An 18,477-nucleotide genomic window follows, 5' to 3' on the forward strand; every position below is an offset into this window, starting at 1 on the left:
ATTGCAATTTCGCAGAGTGCGGTTCTAGTTCGCGCGCAGGGCCTGCACCTCGGCGACCGCGAACGTCGACCTCGCCCGGGACTGCAACAGCGGGAAATCACCGCCCACGGAGCCACTTCCAGTCGATCCGATCCAGCTCACCGACCACTGAATCGCCCACTCCGCAGTGGTCTGATCGTTGGGTAGACCGACTGAACTGCGGGTGTACACGAAGCCGCAATCAGGGCTGGCGGCGTGCAGCCCGTAGGAACGGTCATACGGCGTTCCCGGCCCCGAACAAGTCATCGACCTGTCGGAACCCGAGTTGAACGTCATTCCCGTCGGTGTCGCGGTCACCTCGGCCCACACCGTGCCGACCTGAACCCGCTCCACCGCCGGTTTCCACACGCTCCGGTCGGTCCAGATCCACGTGTTCTCCCCGACGATCGTGGCGTCCCGCCCGTCGGGTAACTGCACGTCCGGCGAGTGCCGAGGAACCGGCCGGGGTAATTGCAACTGCTCGAATGCGCGTGCGGCGAGCTGCGCCGGAGTCGGCAACGGCGGAGCCGGCGGTCCTCCTGGAGCCGCAGGTTCGTCGTCGGCAGGCAGCGGCGGGAGGCAGCGGATCCCGAACGCGCTGCCGCCTGCTCGACCAGCACCAGGCGTGCCACCGACACCGAAACCACCGAGGGAACAACCTGGAGGAAGCCCGTCCGGCGCCTCTGGCGCTCCGTTCGCAGCCGCCGCCCGGCGGTCTTGGCCCACCGGTTTTCTTCCCGGTCCACCTGGCCGGACAGGCGCCTGACCTCCCTGGTCTAGCGCTCGCATGTCAATACTCGGCGGAGCGTACTGACCGAACTGATCTGTGTCATTTGGGACGACAATGACCTGGCCGTCGTCCTGCGGATTGGGCTGGCCAAGGGCGGCCTCAGCTGGCGCTGCGGCATGTCCAGCCGTGCCACCGATAACAGCGATTACGCCCGCCGCATAGGCTACTGCGTTCCGAGTTCCCATCAGCACGGCCCGCCTGGATAGTGAAGCTGTGACACTTTCCATCGCCCGTCCGCTGTATCGCGAACCATCTTGGCGTGAATTGGGATACGAGGGGAACCGACGGTCTTGCGATCACCGTTAGTCGCGTCGGCTTGCCCCGAGCGGGATCCGTCTTGGCAGTCCTGCACCGTAGCCTGATCGCCGCGAACATCAACGCTATTGATTCGCGTAGTGACATCCCCATACGGCTTAACACCAACCAGCTTATTTCGACGCATGGCCTCTAGGGTTGTTGACAGTTGCGGGTCTACCGCCAGTGCAGCCATTTCCTCCCGCCACGTGACCTCCGGAGAATTCGGCACGGCCAGTGATCGCGGCCAAAACTGGGTGTAGGCCGCTTCGACTACCTGCCGCTGTTCCTGCGCGGATGCCGTCGGCGCCTGTGCTGGAGCCGCCATCGTGGGCGCGGTCGACGATGGCGGTGCGCTGTCGCCTCCACATCCTGCGGAGAGCAGAACGACCATGCCGCTCGAGACGAGGGTTAGCAGCCGACAACGCTGGCCGAAGTTGCTCACAGATTCCTCCCCTAGTGCTTCCGATACTGAGCCAGGCTTCGCCAGTACGGTCGCCAGAATGTCTACGTCACGAAGACGCTCACCAACGCTCCGCCGAGCAGTGACGGCCCGGCAGCGAACGTAGAATTCACGCTCCTGGACGACACCGCGACCACGAGCGCGATCAGCGCGGTAAGACCGCTGGCGATCAGCAGGCCACGCAGTAAGCCGTTCCAACCGAACCAACCGAGGAACAACGCGAGCGCGCCGTACAACGCCGCATCGCCTCCTCCGGTGTGGTCCGGCGCGCAGATCTGAACAAGTGACGCGAGGCCGAACGTAACCACGGCGGTCGCGCAGGCGAAGCCGAACCTGGCCCATGCTCCGTCGATGAGTGCAACACCGAAGAAGGTCGTGGCACAACCGCCTGCCAGCGCCGCCACCATCGGAAACGGGAGTCGTCGGCTTCGGAGATCCGTGAGCGTGAGGCCGCATCCCAGCGCGCAGACCCAACACCAGACCAGCCAGCTCGGCGTCGTTCCCAGCCGGAGCCAGCCGAACCAGCTCAACGCCGCCGTCGCGGCCGACATCGTGGCCGCGACCGCGAACCGTGTCCGAGCCCCGGTCACCAGCACCGTGCTCGTCGAGCGCTCCGCAGCGGCAAGCAACGCCGGTCCTGCTGCGAAGCTCCCGGCTCCGACTGCGTACTCCAAGATCGCCACTGTCGGCCCTCCCCTGCGAAGCACTCAGACACGAACGATGAACCGTCATGGCCTCGCCTCCTTGCCTGCGGTGGCGACCGGCTCGATTCGGCGTGCTCGCCGCATCCGAACCCAGCCGGCCACCTGCTCACTTCCATTCCGGCACTGAACGTCCGGACAATCCGTTTTTAGCTGGTCAACCCCGACTATCCGCAAGGTAAGTACCGACTGATCCTGGACTCACCAGGGCGATCTTCACTCGAACGGTCGACGTAAATCCCAGTTGAATTGCGCTGGCGCAAGTTCGTCCGTGGTAGGCAATGGTCGTGATCAGTGATTGGGACGTCCCCTACCGCCAGAGTCTCCATGAGGCGCTGGCCATGCTGAACGGTCAATGGACCGTGGCCATGCTGTCCACCCTCGCGCTCGGAGAGCGCCGATACACGGATCTCATGGCAGAGGTGAACGGTGCAGAAGCACGTGTCGGCTGGGTGTCTCATCCAAAGCCGGTCACGCCCAAGGTGCTGGGAAACACGCTGAAACGAGCTCAAGAGAACGGTCTGATCATCCGTCGCGCCGACGGCGATCAGATGGGCAACAGTGTCTGGTACCGGCTCACTCCCAAAGGAAAGGAACTGCTGCGGGCGCTCCGGCCGCTGGCAAGCTGGGCCCAGCAAAACCGCGACAGCTTGACAGCCGGCACCTCAGACGACGGCACGTGATCAAGTATCGCTCCTCATCATGCGGACCTGGTTCCGCCCGCTGTCCTTCGCGGCATAAAGAGCCAGGTCGGCAGCAAGGAGTACATCCTCGAGGCTCGCACCGACGTCCGGGAACACAGCGGCCCCGATCGACGCGCTAACCGGCTGATGCACGCCCGCTGCCTGGTCGTGGATCCCCTCGACCCGCACCTGGAGGATCGCCTCGCGAGTTCGGTTGGCGAACCCTTCCAACTCGTCCGGAGTTACACCAGGAACCAGTACGACGAACTCTTCGCCGCCAAATCGACCGCAGTAGTCTTCACCAGCGATATCCTGAAGGACCTGTCCGACGGCTCGTAGCGCTCGGTCTCCTGCGAGATGGCCGAAGTTGTTGTTTATGCGACGGAAGTGATCGAGATCGATCATCAGGATCCCGATCCGCGCGTTATTACGTCGGGCCCGCGCGAGCTCGGCCTTGGCGAGGGCGTGCCAAGCCAGTGAATTGAGCAGGCCGGTCTTCGAGTCAATAGTGGCCGCATGTTCGAACTGCTTGATGAGCGCCGATCGGTGGAGTCCGTACAACGGTACGAAGATCACCATCACAAGCGCGGGGTGAACGCTGAGCAAGATGGCGGTCGCAACACCCATGAACAGGGTCGCGAGTTCGAGCACGTTCTCGTTGAACTCTCCGAGCAGCCTCGTCAGCGTCCTGTCCGAGCGCACGATCGCGATGGTGACTGCAGCAATGGTCGAGTTGACGGCGAAGTACACGATGACTACGGCAACGCACACCAGAGCATCCGCGAAGTCGAACTCGTGCGTCATGGGCACCAGCTGCATTCGCTGGGCGAACCACCCGGCCACTTGACAGGACAGGATCACATTGGCGCCGTTGAACGCGAACCTCGAGGCGAAGGTCCCGGCCACGTCGCGCGAGCAACGGAGCCAGAGGTGGACATAGAGAACGACAGCAAGGACTGCAGCGACAGCCGGGGACAGGATGAGAGCGCCAGCGAGTGTCCACACTGACGAGAAATTGACGTGTGGCGTGTCCGCGAAGCGTCGACGACGTCGTTCAACGGTGCGCGCCAACTCAGCCGCAATCAGCCCGAAGGCCATCACGAACAGGCAGACGCGGAAGTCTGCCCACGAGGGTGGATCAAGAGCCGCACTGACGCCGACCGCGGCAATTGCGGCCATTTCGATGAACACAACGAACCCGCGCGCATACAGAGAGTGAGACCAGACAGACCAACCGACGCGTCCGTTCGGGCTACGCCCATGCGCGCTCCGTGACTCTACCGGCATACTGACCTCACTTCCGTTCCTTTGGAGGAGGAGCCGGTCCCCGAAGTCGCCGCTTCATGGCCGGCGTCTCCTCCTGCTGCCGGACGTTCCGGGAGGAGGCCACGATGCGTAACAAGGAAGTCTGATGGTCTTCGTGCACCCTTCTCAGCCTGTGCAGGCTCGTCCTCGGTGACGCGAGCTCGCCGAGGACGAGCCAGCTTCCATGCCGCACCGACGGCCAAGACCAGAACCGTGGCCAGCGCCCCGGCGACAGCGACGGTGTACGCCGGCCCGATGAGTTCGGCCACTATTCCGCCGCCCAAGATCGCTACACCTTGGCCTGCGTAGACGGTGGTACTGAACCTGCCCATGACGGCGCCGCGCCGGGAATCCGGCACGACGGCGACGATCATGGGCTGCAGGCGGATCAAGTAGATCGTCGAAAAGGCGCCGGACACCGCCCACAACACGATCGCCCAACCGATTCCCGGCAAGAACGCACAGGCGATGAGCGGCACCCCCGCCAGCGCCGCCGGTATCACGACAGCCCGGCGGGCCGGGATCGTCGCCGTCCTGGATTTTGCCGCCCACCAAGCTCCGATGACACTGCCGACAGGATCGGCTGCCATCAGCAGACCGATCGCGACCGCGCCGACTTCAAGAGCTCCCGCGTACGGGGCAGCAAGGCCCTCGGGCACCACGAAGAGCCCGATCAATGCCCCTAAGACGAACGGCACTGCCAGCCTGAAATCGATGCCGCGGCGCTGTACCTCCGCGCCGCCCTCTTCGTCCGCGCGTTCCTTCGCCGCCCTGCTTGGCCGAACTCCCAGTGAGATGATCAACGCACTCAGCCCAAAGGTGGCGGCATCAACTACAAGTGCACCTGATGGGCTGAGCGCTCCGACGAGAATGCCGCCGAGACCGAACCCGGCAACCTGGGCGATCTGGACTGTCATCTGACGAAGCGCCAGACCAGCTTGGTACCGGTCGTCGCCTAGTACGTCCGGCAAGAGCGCCAGCTGAGCCGCTTTGAACGGCGCCGACGCCATGGTCAACAGACCGATCAATGCCCAAAGCACCCAGAGCGGCACACCGGGCACGGCCATCGCCGCAGCCAGCCCCGCACGCACCAGATCGGTCAGCACGAGAACACGCTTACGCGGAAACTTGTCGGCCAACCCCGAGAGCAGAAACCCGCCGAGAACGGCAGGAACGAACGTCAGTGCGTAGGTCAGCGCGGTGAGCGCGGCTGACGACGTCCGGTCGAAGACCATGATCGCGAGAGCGACCCTCGCGAGTTGATCACCGAGTATCGAAACAGCCTCAGCTGACCACAGCGCACGAAACTCGCCGACTCTCAACGAGTCGGCAAAACCCACCCCTCCCACACCCCGCACTTGGCCTCCCACCACGCGGTTGTGACGATCCAGCCGCCTTGAAGGCGTCACACGTCTGGACCAGCCACGGTATGCCCGGAGAGTCGCCGCATGGATACCATCCGCAAATGTTCACCCGATCGCACGTAGCGATCACTATCCGTGAAAATTCTATTGCAAGGCCTCGCTGGCAGGTAGACGCTCAAATCGGCTCCAGCGATGCCGCGAAGGACCTTGCCCGCTGGGCCACATCCTGCCCACCTCGGAACTACTCGCCTACCACTGGTAGATCGAACTCGCCATCCTTTACGCCTCTTACGAACGCGCGCCACTCGGCCGGCGTGAACACAAGGACATGACCATCCGGCGGCGAGGACTGCCGCATGGCGGTATAGGTGACATCATCGGCGTGCCGCACAAAGAAATATTCGACGCAATCGTCCAGATTGACCCCTGCAGGTACCGCCCTTATCCATTCCGCGGTACTTAGGTCGAGCTCATGCAGGACGGCGGCCTTGTCGTCGGCAGTGCTCATTTAAGTCTCCGCAGATCTTAAGACGATGCCCCCGGCACCGACAGCCGGGGGCAATCGCTACGCGGACGGCTGCTCTCGAACCGCTTCCCGGAAACCCGCGAAGGCGGCGGGCGAGAGGGTAAGACGTCCCTGGCTACGGTCCGTGGTGTTCTCTACGCTCACCTCCCTCGTCTCCACATTGAGTGTCAGCTCAACGCAGTCGTTTTCGGGCTGACTGTAGGAGCTTTTGACCGGTCTACCTAGGGCGAAATGGCTGCGGCTGCTCATTCTTCCTTCTTGCGTTCAGTACTGCTCCGATCAGCTCCAAAGACCGATCTTCCGGTAACGCTGTGTTACGGCCCACAGCTTGGAAGGTGTCCTTGAGAGCCTGTACATCGACCTCATTCTCTACCGTGACGCCACCACCCGCGTGCTCCAGGTAGGCAAGGTCGGGGTCGTCATCATCAAACGTCAACAGGGTCACGGGATTGGTAGCCCAGGCGTCTGCGCCGATCGGGACCACCTGAATCCTCACGTGAGGAAGCTCGGCCAGCTCAAGCAGATGCTCCAACTGCCCCACCATCACCTCGCGGCCACCGATCATCTGCCACAGGAGATGTTCGGAGATGATCGCGTGAAGACCAAGTGGCGGGTCGCGATACAAGAGCTTCTGCCGGTCACGGCGCTCCTCGATGACTCGCTGCTTCCAACCTTCCTCGGAGCTCTGAGCACGCCATCGGCCCTGCGCAACCGCATAGGACCCGAGCTGAAGCTGGCCTCCCAAGGCGGCTACGCAGAAGATCCATTCATCCGTGGCATCGGCCTCTTCCTGCCGGAAGGACAGGTACTTCGGCGGCAGGTTCGCTGCATGCTCGACGATCGTGTTATTGCTCTGTCTCGCGCTCTGCCAGAGTGGGAACAATTCCGACTTGATCTGCTCGTCTGTGAGGCCGTAGTAGCGACCCAGACCGAGGATCGTCGGCCAGTCAGGGCATGAACTTCCAGCTTCGAGGCGTGTCACCGTCGTCGCCGCAACCATGATGGCGGCAGCCGCCTCAGCGGTCCGAGGCTTGCCCTGTGCGGCCAGCCGCACCGCCGCCATCTTCTTCCCAAACGCCACCTTGCGACGCGTCTTCACCGCAGCCATGGCGGCAACCATAGCGACCTCCATGCATCTCAGACGTTCACTCAAAAGCACCTCTTGCGGTGCATCATGCACCGAGTGATACTACTCAGTGTCGGTTGATCTGGTGTACATCAGCTCAGATACCAGTCAAACCGGCAACACGGCAGGTAGGGGCCCGGATTCGGCTCCGATGTGAGCCCCTACCTGCCCCGAACTACTTCCGCGAACTCCGGCAGGGCGTCCACCTGCTGGCGGATTGAGGGGTTGATCACGTGTCGCTGGTCGCGGCTTTGGCTGTCTCAGATCTGTTGGCGGGCGCCGATGCGGGTGTGTATGTCGGCACTGGCTTGGCCTGCGGCGCTTTCACGGGTGGTGTGGCCCTGAAGATTCGTGATGTCCGGATGGCGCGGTATGGGCGACACTCGGCCCAGTACGTGCGGCGTCATCCTGCGGTGATCACCGCCGAGATGTGGCCAGCGGCGCGCGGAGCTGTACCCATGTGCGAGATCGATACGACTGTGCTTCCGGACTCAGTGGACGACCGCTGGAGCGAGAATCACGTCCGCCCGTACCTCGACGGGATCCCCGCTCGGCTGCTGCTCGTCACGATTCCGGCGCAGGTTCGCCGTGAAGCCGACCACTCAAGCCGGACAGCAGCATGATGACGACAGAAGACGAGTTCCCGTCCTGGATCTCCGAGCAGGCCGCGACGAGTCTCAGGACGCTCATCGAGCTCGGCTTTACCTTCACCTTCGGCACGGAACCCGAGAGCGTAGAGAACGTCTTCGGGGACCGCTTCGCTGACGAACGGTTCGATCGCGTGGTCATCGCCCGCGGCGAGGGCCGAGTCAGCTACGCCTGGAGCGGTGTCCGGATCAACAACCCGTCCGGACCGGCTCCCCGGCAGAAGCAAGGCGCTCTTGAGGATGTCCTCGAGTGCATGGTCAAGTGGCTTACCGAAGGCGACAAAGTCATGACCCCGGCGCCCCATGCAACAAACTCGGGCGTGTGGTGGGCCGACCCGCGAACCGCGGGCACAGCAGGTGTCCGGCATTTCGTCCACTCCCGTGCGCGCCGGGTCGGCCGATGCTATGTCGCCGTATGTGGCACTTACTGCGTTTCTGACGCGAGCGGCAGTCTCAAACCAGCAGCCGCCGGTTTCCAGTGCGGCCGATGTCTGACCTGGACGAACCTCGCCAGCAGCACGAGCACCTCTGCCTTGTGCGTTCTCCCTGTCGGCTCGTTGCCTTGCTGCGCCAGCTTGGAGCACGCCCCCGGAGCTGTCACCACGTTCTTCGCGGCGGTGCCCTAGTGAGCGCCAAGCGGCACCCCCAGGCGACTCCCCCCGCCTGCGAGCTGGACTACCTGATCCTGGCCTTCAACTCGTTCTTTCCCTTGACCCCGGTCGTGCGCGCGAGTCAGCCTCCGCCCGCGTATGACCGGCCGGCGGCGCCCTTCCGGGAGCATAGGCCCCGTACTCTCCCGGAGGGCGCCGCTCTCCATGATGCCCGGCGGCCGGCGTGAACCGGTATCCGAACTGGTTCACACCAGACATCGCCGAAGCAGTGAGTCAACTCGAAGCGCGCGGCTATCGGTTCGCCTTCGGCGAGAACCCCGATCTCTCTCAAGTGTTCTACGGGCACAAGCGAGACCTTGGCCGGTTCGAAGACCGCATGCCGCTCGCACGCGACACCCGGTTCGACTCGTTCACGCACCGATGGCCACTCACCGAAACCCCATACTGCAACGAGCCCGGGAAGCTGACAGTCAATCTGAACGTCATCCCGTTGAAGCAGTCCGTGGACAGGCTGGAGCAGGTGCTCCTCGACGTCCTTGCATGGGGCGAGATCGGCGAGGCGACCGGTGGGTGACAGGCGCGAAGACCGGACTTCGGCGACCGGACTTGGGAGTCGCCGCGCGCAAGCGGGTTTCACTCAGCCGCCCATGGGCGAAGCTCGCCCTCCTGCCGGGGATCCCGAATGAAACGGACTGGTGAGTGCCGTGACCGACTATGGGATGAGCGACGCACTCGACGGGGTCGCGCCCGAGCTGATCGAGTTCTGGTTCTTTCGCCGTATCGTCTTGCACCGGGTCACACCCCGATATTTGAAGCGACTCCGCTACGGACGGATCGTGGTCAGCGTGAGCCACTGCGGAAAGCTCTGCGGCCCACCATTTCCTCCTGCCGACCAAACGGTGACTTGGTGCGAAATCTGTTACCCGCGACTATCCGGAACCTAGCCGACCACGACCGACTTGAACAACCAGACGCCTCTACGACTGTCCAATCTCGACATTAACGGGGTTCATGGATAGCAATCAAGTGGAAGGAATATCTTGACCGCCGTGCCCGAGTCATCCTCTTCTCCTCAGCCGGATTCACGAACCCGTCGCGAGGAGAAGACAACCGCGAAGAGCCGGGAGGTCGGCGCCGCGTTGCACCGCGCACGGAAACGCGCAGGTCTCAACCAGCCGGAACTTTCCCGAGCGCTGGGCTGGAGCAACCCGAAGGTGTCCCATGCGGAGCACGGGACACGCGGAGCACCCATCTTGGACATCGCGAACTTCCTGGCCCGCGCCGACGTGAGCCCGGACGAGTTTCAGCGTGTCATGGCACTGGCCAAGCTGCCTGCCAACGGATACAGCCTCCAGCGCCATCCGGCCGGACTGCCCGACCGGCTGCACACTCTCGCTTTCCTGGCCTCGACCGCACGGTCGATCACTGTCTACGAACCGTACGACATCCCGGACCTCCTGCAGACCGAACAGTACGCGGAGGCGGTCATGCGCCGCGGGCACTTTGTTCCAGGCAAGGTCATCGCCGAGGGCATGACTGCCCGCCAGAAGCGGCAGGCCGTGTTCGAGGACGACAAACGAGACTGTGACAGCACCTTCTATATTGACGAGTTCGCTCTTCGTAACCCGGCCATGCGCGACCACATGGGTGAACAGCTTGTTCGCCTCGCGTTGGCGACATGCCGCCAACGCTGTCACATTCGCATTGTTCCCGCCACGGGCGTCGACCGCGATATCCGAAATGGGTTCGCCTTATTTCAGAATGCGCATGACGACACGGTCCTGACCGTCAACACCCTGACCGCAATGGTGATATCGGAACAAGGTGGCGACCTGGCACCGTATCAGCAGAAGATCAGAACACTGGAGACAACGGCCCTGAACGAGCTGGAATCCGTCGACAGAATCAACGCTATCGCCACCACAGTGACCTGATAGGCAGCACGTGACACCGGCCCAGTTCAACACCGTGTCCCGCAGCACGACAACGAGGACCCCGATGAAACCGACCAGCGTTGAATACGTTTCCAGTGCGAAAAGGAGGGAGCTGGGCGCCGAGCTCCGGCGTATCCGGCAGCGGGCCGGGTACCTCGGAAGCGACATGAGCCGAATGCTGGAGTGGCCCGCCTCGGCGGTGTCGCGTTTGGAGAACGGCAGGTGGAAAGCACCCGATGGCAAGATCGCGCTCTACGTCGCGCGAGCGAAGGCCACTACCGCGGAGTTCGATCGCCTGCTGGCACTGGACCGCGCTCCTGACGACGGCTATCAGGTGCGGCCACATCCGCGGGAGGTTCCTGACGGCCTTCTCCTCGTCTCCTTGCTCGATACCGAAAGCATGTCCTGCACCACCTACGACCCCCGCGACATCCCCCGTCAGCTCCAGACCGAAGCGCACATCCGCCTCGCCCTTCGTCGCCACGGCCACCAGGACGGGCCAGAGTTCGACGCCGCCGTCCAGGACCGCCTCCGATGGCAGCCACACTCCAGCCTTCAACGAGGTCCCTTTACGTTCTATATTCCCGAAACAGCCCTGCTCGCCCACTCCGGGAGCCTAGGGGTCGCCCGCGACCAGCTGGCCCACCTGGCGGTCCTGGCCGCCGCACCCCGCTGCAGCATCCACCTCGTTCCCGCAGACGCGCCCATGTCCGGCATCTCCACCGCGTTCACCGTGTACCGGCACGACGAACATCCGCCCATTCTCCACCTTCAGCACCCCACGTTCAGCGCCTTCCTCGAACAACGACACGACCTCGCCTACTACGAGACACAGACAACGCGTCTGGCGGAACTGTCACTCAGCCACTGGGACACCACGGAATGGCTCATCCGAACACTGGCCGACCTTGAGCATCGCCTGGAACCTGACGGGGCGCGCACCCCGGGCCACCGTGACACTGCGGCAAGGTCCGGGACATGAGGCTCCCCTACACAGTCGACGACGACCGTGCAGCCGTCACCGAGGTCGGCCACGAGATCAACCGGCCGGATAAGGCGCGATGGCAGGCGATGACCGCCGACGATGAGCGGCTCCGGCAGACCCACCGCGCGCTCGGACTACTGATCAAACAGGTCGAAGTCTCCTTCCTCCACCGCAAAGCCGACCTGCGCGCCGTCGAGGGCACGTACAAGGACCGCCAGCGCGCGGCAGTCGAGTACGAGGAATGGAAATCACGCACGATCCATTTCGTGAACCGCGCGTGTGAACGCCGCAGCAGCCTCACACGCCGCGTCCGCCTGCTCAACGAAACCCGCGTCATCGGCGAGCTGAGAACTGCGTTGCGGACACTCGCGCGGGCCGTCACCGACCACCGCGACGTGATCCGCAACGGCAACCGGAACGAGACGACCGCAGACCGGATCCTGTGGCTGCAGCTCGACCTCCCGTGCCACACCGCCGAGGAGAACTCCCTTTCCGGTCGCCCGGCTCCCTGAGCTCATCGGCGACCGTGACCCCCCGCCGACATCGTCCGCCAGAGCCCGCCCTGGCAGCCCACTCATCCCTCTCCCGGAACGAAAGTAAGCACCATGAGCAGCGCCGACACTCGCCGCGACCTCGAAAACGTACGACAGGCCATAACCGACAACATCGACGCCTCCCAGAAGGCGATCGAATACCGTTGGGACGAAGCGCAAACGTTCTTTTCGGCATCAGTCGCCGGATACAACAACCTGGCCGGCGTGGACCACGTCTTCGCCCTGTTCGCCAGAGGCAACCAAGTCCTGACCGACTTCCTAGCCGTGCAGACGACTCTGAGCTCCACGCTGATGAGCATGCAACGACAACTGTGAATACCCGGCAATCTCCACACTGTGGATACGCCTACCGGTGGCGCGTATCCACAGTGGACTCGGTCGCCATCGCGACCAGCTCGCCATGGTTCTTCACGCCTGTTGCACTCGAATCGGGCAAGCGACGCCATTTCCTCTCTGTGACATACCTGAATCTGGTCCGTCCACAGGTGAACCAGCCTGAGACGCAGATCCCTTGAGGTGATCATGAATCGTAAGACCGCGCAATTGGTGCGGGAGCTGAACGCCTGTGCCACGACCATTCCACCGGCGGTGACCGCGCTGCTCGCCAACCATCTGTCCGTCCAGGAGCAACGCGACCTCGCCGACCGCCTGGCGACAGCGGCTGGGCTTCTCTGGACGTTCGCGTCCGAACAGGAGGCGTGGAACGCACCGAGCCCGGCACCGGAACACCGCCCCGACGAACAGGACGGCTAGAAACCCCTTTTCTCTGCACAGGTTGCTCGGAGGCGCCCCTGCGCGAGCATCAGGACCGCAACGCCTCAAGGGTGTTGTACAGGGTTTCGGTGATGTACGCCGGGCTGCCGGGTCCCCAGGCGATCTCGAGGTCGCCGGTTCCCGGCCGGAGATAGGTCAGGATCCTGCCGTGGTTCGCGGTGTCGATCGCGGTCAGCGGGACGCTGGCGCGTCTGATCCCATTCGCGCGGGCCGCGACGTAGAGCTGGTGGCTGGCTTGCCGCTTTTCGGCTATCAGGGTGCGAAGCTCGTCAGCCGGATCAACAGCGGTGTAGTCGTTCTCTGTGTCCAGGATGTACGAGTCATCGTTCATACGTGCCAGGTACTCCGTGCGCGGGACCGCTTGCTCGACGACCGTGGCGGCGGAGTAGGTCGGAAGTGCCTCGACGACCGACCGAATGACCTTGGCGCCTCGGACCTGTTCCAGGGTCAGACGGTCGTCCTCAACCGTGATGAGGGCGCCGTGCTTTCCGGACGGCACCGCCAAAATCGAGCGATGCCGACCAGTGCGGTCGGCGGAGAAGCCATAGCATTCGTAGCTCGACGAGGCGATGGCCAGCATCAGGTCTCGGAACCATCCGGCGATCCGGCCTCGTCGTAGCTCGTAGAAGCCCGGTTGCGCCAGGGCCTGCCGAGTCAGCTCCTCAAGTTCGCCTTCCGCGTCGGGTTCGACCCACACGTCGACCGGGCCGATCACCGGATGTACCGGCCCGATCCTTTCCCACTCCCACGCTTGAGCTACTGCCAGGCGCGGTACCGTCACCGGCTCGTCGAGCACCCCTCTGTCTCCCTCTGCCGGCTACTTCCCGATCACCGGCGGCGGTACCCGGCCGGTGTAGCCGAACAGCCCTTGCGGGTCCGGCTCCTGCAGATAGTCCGGGGACTTCTTCTCCTTGTCCTCGTCCTTACCCTTACCGCGCCCGGCCGCCGGTACAACCGGTCCGGCCCCAGTGCCGCGGCTGCCCGCAGCCGTCTGACCGCCCACACCAGCCCGCCCGGCAGGCTCATTCCCCTGCCCCAGAGGACCCGCCCCCACCGGGCGTCCCGGACTACCTGGCCCGCCGGCACCGGGCGTCCCGGCCCTGCCGTAGGGCGGCGCGACGACCGGACCGGCGCCAGGCCGGTCCGGTCCCGCCACGTAGTTCAGCGCGTCCGCAGCCGGGAGGTTCCCCCAGCCTTGTCCCGGGAGGTTCGGGAAATCGATGCCTGACGGAGCCGGGCGCACGAACCCAGCGGCCACGGTCCCCTCCCTGCCCGGCGACACAGCGACGCTGTCTGGCCGCTGGCCGCCCGCAGCCTGGTTCGGCAACGCCTCTCCATCGGGCCAAGGCCCAGCGTCGGGGTGATGATCCGCCTGCACGAGGCGGCCAGTGACGCGGACAGGTTCGCCGTCGGACGCCCGGCCGGGTCCCGCGATCTCCCGCTTCTCCACGGCGCCACCAGTGCCCGTGGTCTGGCCGACGGAGAAGGCCCCGTCGGACTCGCCAGCGATCTGGCCGAACTGGACCGGCATCGCCTGCGCGTGCCCATCGCTGGTGCGGGTGAAGCTGTTGTAGATCTCGTTGTTCCGCTGGATCGCGGCATTGCGCTCGTTGAGCTGGATCTCCGTGTCGGTATCCCACGGGCTCGCGACATCAAGGACGTTCCGCTGAGGCGGCGTAGCCGAGATCTCGACCATCGAATCCCGCGTTGCCTGAAACGCGTGATCCTGATCTGCCAGCGTGTTCTGGCTGTTGTGCAGCGCGGCCGAAGCCTCGGTCGCGGCCTGCGCGAGCGGCCGCAACCCAGCCCGGGCCGCGTCACCACCTTGTCCCGACCAGGCGTTCTCCAGCCGTGCGACCGCCGCCAGCGTGTCCGCCTCGATACCCTGCTGCTCCTGGGCCTGCAGCGCTCCCGCACGCTGGGCCTCGCCGAGGCTGGCCGTACCGGGCCCGGTTTTCACCATGCGGACAAGGTCGGCGGGCACGATCAGCTTGCCTTCGGCCTGCAGCTTCTGCAGATAGGCCATCATGGCCTCGGTCGGAGCGAAGCTCATCAGGCACCGCTCTTCAACGTCGTCACGGCCAGATCCGCCACCATTCGGGCATCCGTACAGGGATCAACCGTCCCCACCTTCGAGTCGACGACGTTCACATCGACCTCGAAGACCGCGTTGTCCGCGACCCCGACCAGCACCGAACAGTCCCCCAGCGTCTGCCGCGTGTCGTTCCCCCCGTAGGCGACGACCGGATAGCCCTGCACCGGCTCCAGCGGCTCCCACAACTTGTATCTCTGCTTGTTCGCGTAGAACTGACTCAGGCCGTGCCGCGCCGCGTACAGCATCTGAATGCCGATGCTCGAACCGCGGCTGATGTCGGCCCAGCGGCAATCCCGCGCGATCCCGGTGTCCTGGGCCGGCTGGACTTCCGGCTGGCGTTGGAACAGCGACGAAATTTGCGTCGGGGTCAGGACCTCGCACGGATCACGCTGGATCACCGAGGCTGGCATGGGGTTGCCGACCCTCGGCGCGTCCGCGTACGGCAGAGCAGCTGTCGACGATGGTCCCGAGCTGGTGGCCGGGGGCGTTTGCGGCTTCTCGGTGCATCCGGCCAGCAGCAGGACCGAGGCCGCCGCCAGCACCGTCAAGGCCATATACCGCATCAGAAGTGTCCTCCACCGACGTTGCCGATCTCCGCGGCAGCCTGCTCCTCGTGCCGCTGTGTCATCCCCAGGGCGGTCTCGATCTTTCCGATGATGGTCGCCACGAACTGACTCTGCTGGGTAAGGAGATCGTCGTAAGACTCTCCAGAGGCGTTGCTGGCTGTGGTGTTACGCACGGATGCCGGGTCGCTGCCGGGCGACACGATCGACCACAGAGGAGCGGCGCGCCTTCGCTGGATCTCGATCCGGTTATGAAGGCGCCGCAGGTTCTCCAGCTCCGCGGCCATGTCCTCGTGGCTCAGGGTGAAGCCCCCCGCGGAACCTGCCCTGTTGAGGTCGTCGGAGACGAAGAAGTTCAGACCCGCCATGAAGTCGCCACCGATGGTGTTCTGTTCAGCCATGCCGTCCTCTCCTAGCCGCGGAGGTTGTCGATGACGAACTCGGAGATCTTCTTGGCCGCGCCGCAGGGATCGTTCTTCCAGGGACCGGCTTCCGCACGGCCGCGGGTGTTGGCGCCGACGTACACCAGCGTGGTGTCGTCGACTCCGAGAGCCAGCCTGCACGCCAGAGGCCCCTCGTCCTTCTTGGTCGGGATGTTCTCCTCGATCTCCGTGATCACCCCGGGGTAGCCGTTGATGGTGACTTCTTCCCAGTTTTTCGGGTTGTGGCGGCCCCGAGCGTGATCGCGGTACAGCGTGCTGATGTTGTCCTCCAGCACCGGATGCCATAGCGCGGTCACCTCGACCAACCGGCCGAACGCGATCAGGCACTTTCCATCCTGGCCCCGCTGCACGGTGCCGTTGTCTGCGAAACCCATGCTCTGCAGCTGTTCCACGGTGATCGCCGCGCACGGATCTGCCTTGAACTTGGCGCCGTTCAGCTGTGCGGGGATCGGCGGGACCGACACCGATGGTTCCGGTGGCGGAGGCGGTGGGCTCGTGCCGCAGCCGGCCAGCACCACCAGCCCGCCGGCGATCACGATGGCGAGTCCTCGGGCGAGGTGTCGTGTCACGAGGGATCGGCTCCCGGTTTGATCCGCCAGCGGCGGTGTTCCCCGACCACCTCGGCACTCGTGCCGACATCCGGGATCTTGGGGAAGGTGGTTTCGATGGCCGTCAGCTCAAGGCCGCTTCCGACCAGCGCTCCCATGTCGGTGATCATGCCGGCGAGGAGCGTGTTGCAGTCACGCCAGAACTTCTCGAACGCCGAGTTGATCGCGTCCACGAAATCCTTGACCGCAAAAACCGCAAGCGGTGGAAGCGCTACAGAGCCAGCGACAATCGCGAACTTACCGGCCAGCTGCGCCAGGTTCGCCGCGCAGTTGCCGAGCGCGAGCAAAAGATTCTTGTACGTGCTGATCACTGTGATCGCGACCGTGCTCATCGTTTTGGTCAAGCTCGTGACGGAGGCCTGGCCCTTGTTCAGGCTGTCGACGGCCATTCCGGAATACATGGAGTACTGGTCGAACGCGTCACCATGCCACGCGGCATTGAGTGACAGCTTGGCGTCATTGACCTTCTCGGCCGCATCCTTCAACTTGCTCTGATTGGCGAACTCTTCCGCGAGACCCAGCGTTTTCTTCAGGTCGCCGGCAACGAACACACGGAGCTTGTCGAGCAGCCCGATGATCCCGTACGCGCCGATCAGGTCCGCGTATTCCCGGATCTTCTGGTCCGCGGCCTCCGGGTAGCTCATGCTGGCGAGATCCGCGGCGGCCTGGCCCGGGTCGGGAGTGGTCACTTGATCTCACCCTCCAGCTTCTTCATCCGCTCATACGCTTCCTGATCCAGCTGCTCATAGTGATTCGCGGCCTTGCCCAAAGCCGCGCTCAACACAGCGAGCTGAGTCGAATTCTCGGCCGTGATCCGCTGAATCGCGTCGATGGCCGCGTTGTACCGGTCCACCGTCCCCAGGCCGTCGAGCCCGGGCATCAGGTTCGTCGCTGTCCCCGGCAAACCAAGGTCGTAGGGGCCGAGCGCGACGTTCGCCAGGTCCACGATCGCGAAGTGCTGCAGCAGTCCTGCCGCCTCCGCGATCGTGTCGGCCGCAGCTCGCAGCTTCTCCGGGTAGACGTGATAGCCCTGACCGGGACCGGGGTCGGGGTCGAACGGATCTGGAAAGCTCATACCAGCCGCTCCTCATCCCGAACGGCCGCGATCGCCGCGTCATATCGCTGGGCCGCGGTCTCCTCTGCCCGTTGGATGCCCAGCAGCAGCTGACGAGACAGGCTCGGCGCGCTGTAGGCCTTCATCGCGGCCACGTCCACCGATACGTCGACCAGCTCACCGGCCCCGGTCACCGTCACGGACCCCAGCTCTCCCGGCAACGTCCATGTGACGCGAGCCCGCGCGGCGCCGGTCGCGGCCTGCTCGACCGCGGCCACCGTCGCGTCGATCTCCCTTGCCAGGTGATACAGCTCATCCTGGTAGCTCACCAACGATCCCGCCCCTCGTCTTCGAGATCGTCGTCCAGGAAGTCGAGCTGATCGAAACTCTCTTCCTCAGCCTCTTCGGTGTTTCGGCGCGCTCCACGAGGCGCGGCCGCCGCACCGCCCTCCTGGGCAGCTGACGCTCCAGAGTCATGCCGCTGGGCCGCTGCCGTTCCGGAGCCAGGCTCGGGGACCCACTCCTGGTCCTTGTCCACCACCGCGCGCACCTTGGCGACACCAGCCTGCGAGGCCCCGCGCCGGGCCTCAGACACGGCCTCCAAGACGGCGGGGCCCAGCCGCTGCGGATGCGTACTCCGGATCACGTGATCCGCGATCGTCAGATCCACGAGCTTGCCCTGACCGGTCACCATCGCCGACGCGATACCGTCAGCCGATCTCCCCGTATACCGGGCCTGCTCCAGCTCGACATCAAGCTCACCAGCCTGCTGCCGCAACTTGGCCACATTCAACGACACGCCGGCTCGCCCTCCCCGTCGCCCGACATTCCCCTACCAGCCGCCCCCACGGCCCGACCGCATCGCCCGCGATCAACTCACGAGCGTAATCGGTCGAGCGGTCAGCGTAGTCGAACTCGCAGACTTGTGTCTGATTGTTC

General features: G+C 64.5%; 25 protein-coding genes. 9 read left to right on the forward strand and 16 right to left on the reverse strand.

The genetic code is table 11. The annotated features are described in order from the left end of the window. Window positions 1-24 precede the first annotated feature (24 nt). Together ACLJRL_RS06815 and ACLJRL_RS06820 are read right to left on the reverse strand one after the other, a co-directional pair. Window positions 25-456: a hypothetical protein gene (locus tag ACLJRL_RS06815; protein ID WP_410655204.1), complete on the reverse strand. Its 432-nt coding sequence runs from the start codon at window positions 454-456 to the stop codon at window positions 25-27. A gap of 1,153 nt (window positions 457-1,609) precedes the next feature. Beyond that, window positions 1,610-2,248 (reverse strand): methyltransferase, encoded by a 639-nt coding sequence (locus tag ACLJRL_RS06820; protein ID WP_410655205.1) that lies wholly within the window; start codon window positions 2,246-2,248, stop codon window positions 1,610-1,612. A 305-nt stretch (window positions 2,249-2,553) separates the two neighbouring features. On the opposite strand from ACLJRL_RS06820, the gene ACLJRL_RS06825 reads away from it, so the two are divergent. Next, window positions 2,554-2,949, forward strand: coding sequence for a winged helix-turn-helix transcriptional regulator (locus ACLJRL_RS06825; protein ID WP_410655206.1), 396 nt, complete (start codon window positions 2,554-2,556; stop codon window positions 2,947-2,949). Here ACLJRL_RS06825 and ACLJRL_RS06830 read toward each other — a convergent pair whose 3' ends face one another. The 5 genes from ACLJRL_RS06830 to ACLJRL_RS06850 form a co-directional block, all read right to left on the reverse strand. Beyond that, window positions 2,950-4,140 (reverse strand): GGDEF domain-containing protein, encoded by a 1,191-nt coding sequence (locus tag ACLJRL_RS06830; RefSeq protein ID WP_410655207.1) that lies wholly within the window; start codon window positions 4,138-4,140, stop codon window positions 2,950-2,952. It lies immediately after the preceding gene. 86 nt (window positions 4,141-4,226) lie between these two features. After that, the gene (locus ACLJRL_RS06835; protein WP_410655208.1) at window positions 4,227-5,594 is read right to left on the reverse strand and encodes an MFS transporter; all 1,368 of its coding nucleotides are present in this window, start codon (window positions 5,592-5,594) and stop codon (window positions 4,227-4,229) included. Between the two features lie 265 nt (window positions 5,595-5,859). Then, on the reverse strand, window positions 5,860-6,126 hold the full coding sequence (locus ACLJRL_RS06840; protein WP_410655209.1) for a DUF397 domain-containing protein: 267 nt from the start codon (window positions 6,124-6,126) through the stop codon (window positions 5,860-5,862). Window positions 6,127-6,183: 57 nt separating this feature from the next. After that, window positions 6,184-6,393, reverse strand: a complete 210-nt coding sequence (locus ACLJRL_RS06845) for a DUF397 domain-containing protein (RefSeq protein ID WP_410655210.1) — start codon at window positions 6,391-6,393, stop codon at window positions 6,184-6,186. Next, on the reverse strand, window positions 6,362-7,252 hold the full coding sequence (locus ACLJRL_RS06850; protein WP_410655211.1) for a DUF5753 domain-containing protein: 891 nt from the start codon (window positions 7,250-7,252) through the stop codon (window positions 6,362-6,364). Before ACLJRL_RS06850 ends, ACLJRL_RS06845 begins: the two co-directional genes overlap by 32 nt. A gap of 251 nt (window positions 7,253-7,503) precedes the next feature. Here ACLJRL_RS06850 and ACLJRL_RS06855 point away from each other — a divergent pair, with 251 nt between their 5' ends. The 8 genes from ACLJRL_RS06855 to ACLJRL_RS06890 all read left to right on the forward strand — a co-directional run bounded on the left by ACLJRL_RS06855 (window position 7,504) and on the right by ACLJRL_RS06890 (window position 12,754). Further along, window positions 7,504-7,893 (forward strand): hypothetical protein, encoded by a 390-nt coding sequence (locus ACLJRL_RS06855; RefSeq protein WP_410655212.1) that lies wholly within the window; start codon window positions 7,504-7,506, stop codon window positions 7,891-7,893. After that, entirely contained in the window at window positions 7,890-8,543 is a 654-nt protein-coding gene (locus tag ACLJRL_RS06860; RefSeq protein WP_410655213.1) for a hypothetical protein, read from the forward strand. Before ACLJRL_RS06855 ends, ACLJRL_RS06860 begins: the two co-directional genes overlap by 4 nt. 253 nt (window positions 8,544-8,796) lie before the next feature. After that, complete coding sequence (locus ACLJRL_RS06865) at window positions 8,797-9,102, forward strand: hypothetical protein (protein ID WP_410655214.1); 306 nt, start codon at window positions 8,797-8,799, stop codon at window positions 9,100-9,102. A 475-nt stretch (window positions 9,103-9,577) separates the two neighbouring features. Beyond that, window positions 9,578-10,462 carry a helix-turn-helix domain-containing protein gene (locus ACLJRL_RS06870; RefSeq protein ID WP_410656140.1) on the forward strand — a complete coding sequence of 295 codons (885 nt, stop codon included), beginning with the start codon at window positions 9,578-9,580 and terminating at the stop codon, window positions 10,460-10,462. A gap of 64 nt (window positions 10,463-10,526) precedes the next feature. Beyond that, window positions 10,527-11,444 (forward strand): helix-turn-helix domain-containing protein, encoded by a 918-nt coding sequence (locus ACLJRL_RS06875; RefSeq protein WP_410655215.1) that lies wholly within the window; start codon window positions 10,527-10,529, stop codon window positions 11,442-11,444. Next, window positions 11,441-11,959, forward strand: a complete 519-nt coding sequence (locus ACLJRL_RS06880) for a hypothetical protein (RefSeq protein WP_410655216.1) — start codon at window positions 11,441-11,443, stop codon at window positions 11,957-11,959. Before ACLJRL_RS06875 ends, ACLJRL_RS06880 begins: the two co-directional genes overlap by 4 nt. A 93-nt stretch (window positions 11,960-12,052) precedes the next feature. After that, window positions 12,053-12,316, forward strand: coding sequence for a hypothetical protein (locus ACLJRL_RS06885; protein WP_410655217.1), 264 nt, complete (start codon window positions 12,053-12,055; stop codon window positions 12,314-12,316). Between the two features lie 207 nt (window positions 12,317-12,523). Then, entirely contained in the window at window positions 12,524-12,754 is a 231-nt protein-coding gene (locus ACLJRL_RS06890) for a hypothetical protein (protein ID WP_410655218.1), read from the forward strand. 49 nt (window positions 12,755-12,803) lie between these two features. Here the strand turns inward: ACLJRL_RS06890 and ACLJRL_RS06895 are convergent, their stop codons facing one another. From ACLJRL_RS06895 to ACLJRL_RS06935, 9 genes are read right to left on the reverse strand one after another with little or no spacing between them, the layout of a single operon-like run. Then, window positions 12,804-13,571 carry an ESX secretion-associated protein EspG gene (locus ACLJRL_RS06895; protein WP_410655219.1) on the reverse strand — a complete coding sequence of 256 codons (768 nt, stop codon included), beginning with the start codon at window positions 13,569-13,571 and terminating at the stop codon, window positions 12,804-12,806. Window positions 13,572-13,592: 21 nt separating this feature from the next. Then, a complete protein-coding gene (locus tag ACLJRL_RS06900; RefSeq protein WP_410655220.1) occupies window positions 13,593-14,828 on the reverse strand; it encodes a hypothetical protein in 1,236 nt (411 codons plus the stop codon). Continuing rightward, complete coding sequence (locus ACLJRL_RS06905) at window positions 14,828-15,424, reverse strand: DUF3558 domain-containing protein (protein ID WP_410655221.1); 597 nt, start codon at window positions 15,422-15,424, stop codon at window positions 14,828-14,830. Before ACLJRL_RS06905 ends, ACLJRL_RS06900 begins: the two co-directional genes overlap by 1 nt. Window positions 15,425-15,432: 8 nt before the next feature. Then, on the reverse strand, window positions 15,433-15,834 hold the full coding sequence (locus ACLJRL_RS06910; protein WP_410655222.1) for a hypothetical protein: 402 nt from the start codon (window positions 15,832-15,834) through the stop codon (window positions 15,433-15,435). 11 nt (window positions 15,835-15,845) lie between these two features. Then, complete coding sequence (locus ACLJRL_RS06915) at window positions 15,846-16,445, reverse strand: DUF3558 domain-containing protein (protein WP_410655223.1); 600 nt, start codon at window positions 16,443-16,445, stop codon at window positions 15,846-15,848. Next, entirely contained in the window at window positions 16,442-17,173 is a 732-nt protein-coding gene (locus ACLJRL_RS06920) for a hypothetical protein (protein ID WP_410655224.1), read from the reverse strand. Before ACLJRL_RS06920 ends, ACLJRL_RS06915 begins: the two co-directional genes overlap by 4 nt. Next, window positions 17,170-17,559: a hypothetical protein gene (locus ACLJRL_RS06925; protein WP_410655225.1), complete on the reverse strand. Its 390-nt coding sequence runs from the start codon at window positions 17,557-17,559 to the stop codon at window positions 17,170-17,172. The genes ACLJRL_RS06920 and ACLJRL_RS06925 overlap by 4 nt, the downstream gene beginning before the upstream one ends. Continuing rightward, window positions 17,556-17,867 carry a hypothetical protein gene (locus ACLJRL_RS06930; protein ID WP_410655226.1) on the reverse strand — a complete coding sequence of 104 codons (312 nt, stop codon included), beginning with the start codon at window positions 17,865-17,867 and terminating at the stop codon, window positions 17,556-17,558. The genes ACLJRL_RS06925 and ACLJRL_RS06930 overlap by 4 nt, the downstream gene beginning before the upstream one ends. Continuing rightward, window positions 17,864-18,337, reverse strand: a complete 474-nt coding sequence (locus ACLJRL_RS06935) for a YbaB/EbfC family nucleoid-associated protein (protein ID WP_410655227.1) — start codon at window positions 18,335-18,337, stop codon at window positions 17,864-17,866. Before ACLJRL_RS06935 ends, ACLJRL_RS06930 begins: the two co-directional genes overlap by 4 nt. Window positions 18,338-18,477 lie beyond the last annotated feature (140 nt).

It is taken from the genome of Amycolatopsis sp. lyj-112 (assembly GCF_046549055.1).
Classification (GTDB): domain Bacteria; phylum Actinomycetota; class Actinomycetes; order Mycobacteriales; family Pseudonocardiaceae; genus Amycolatopsis.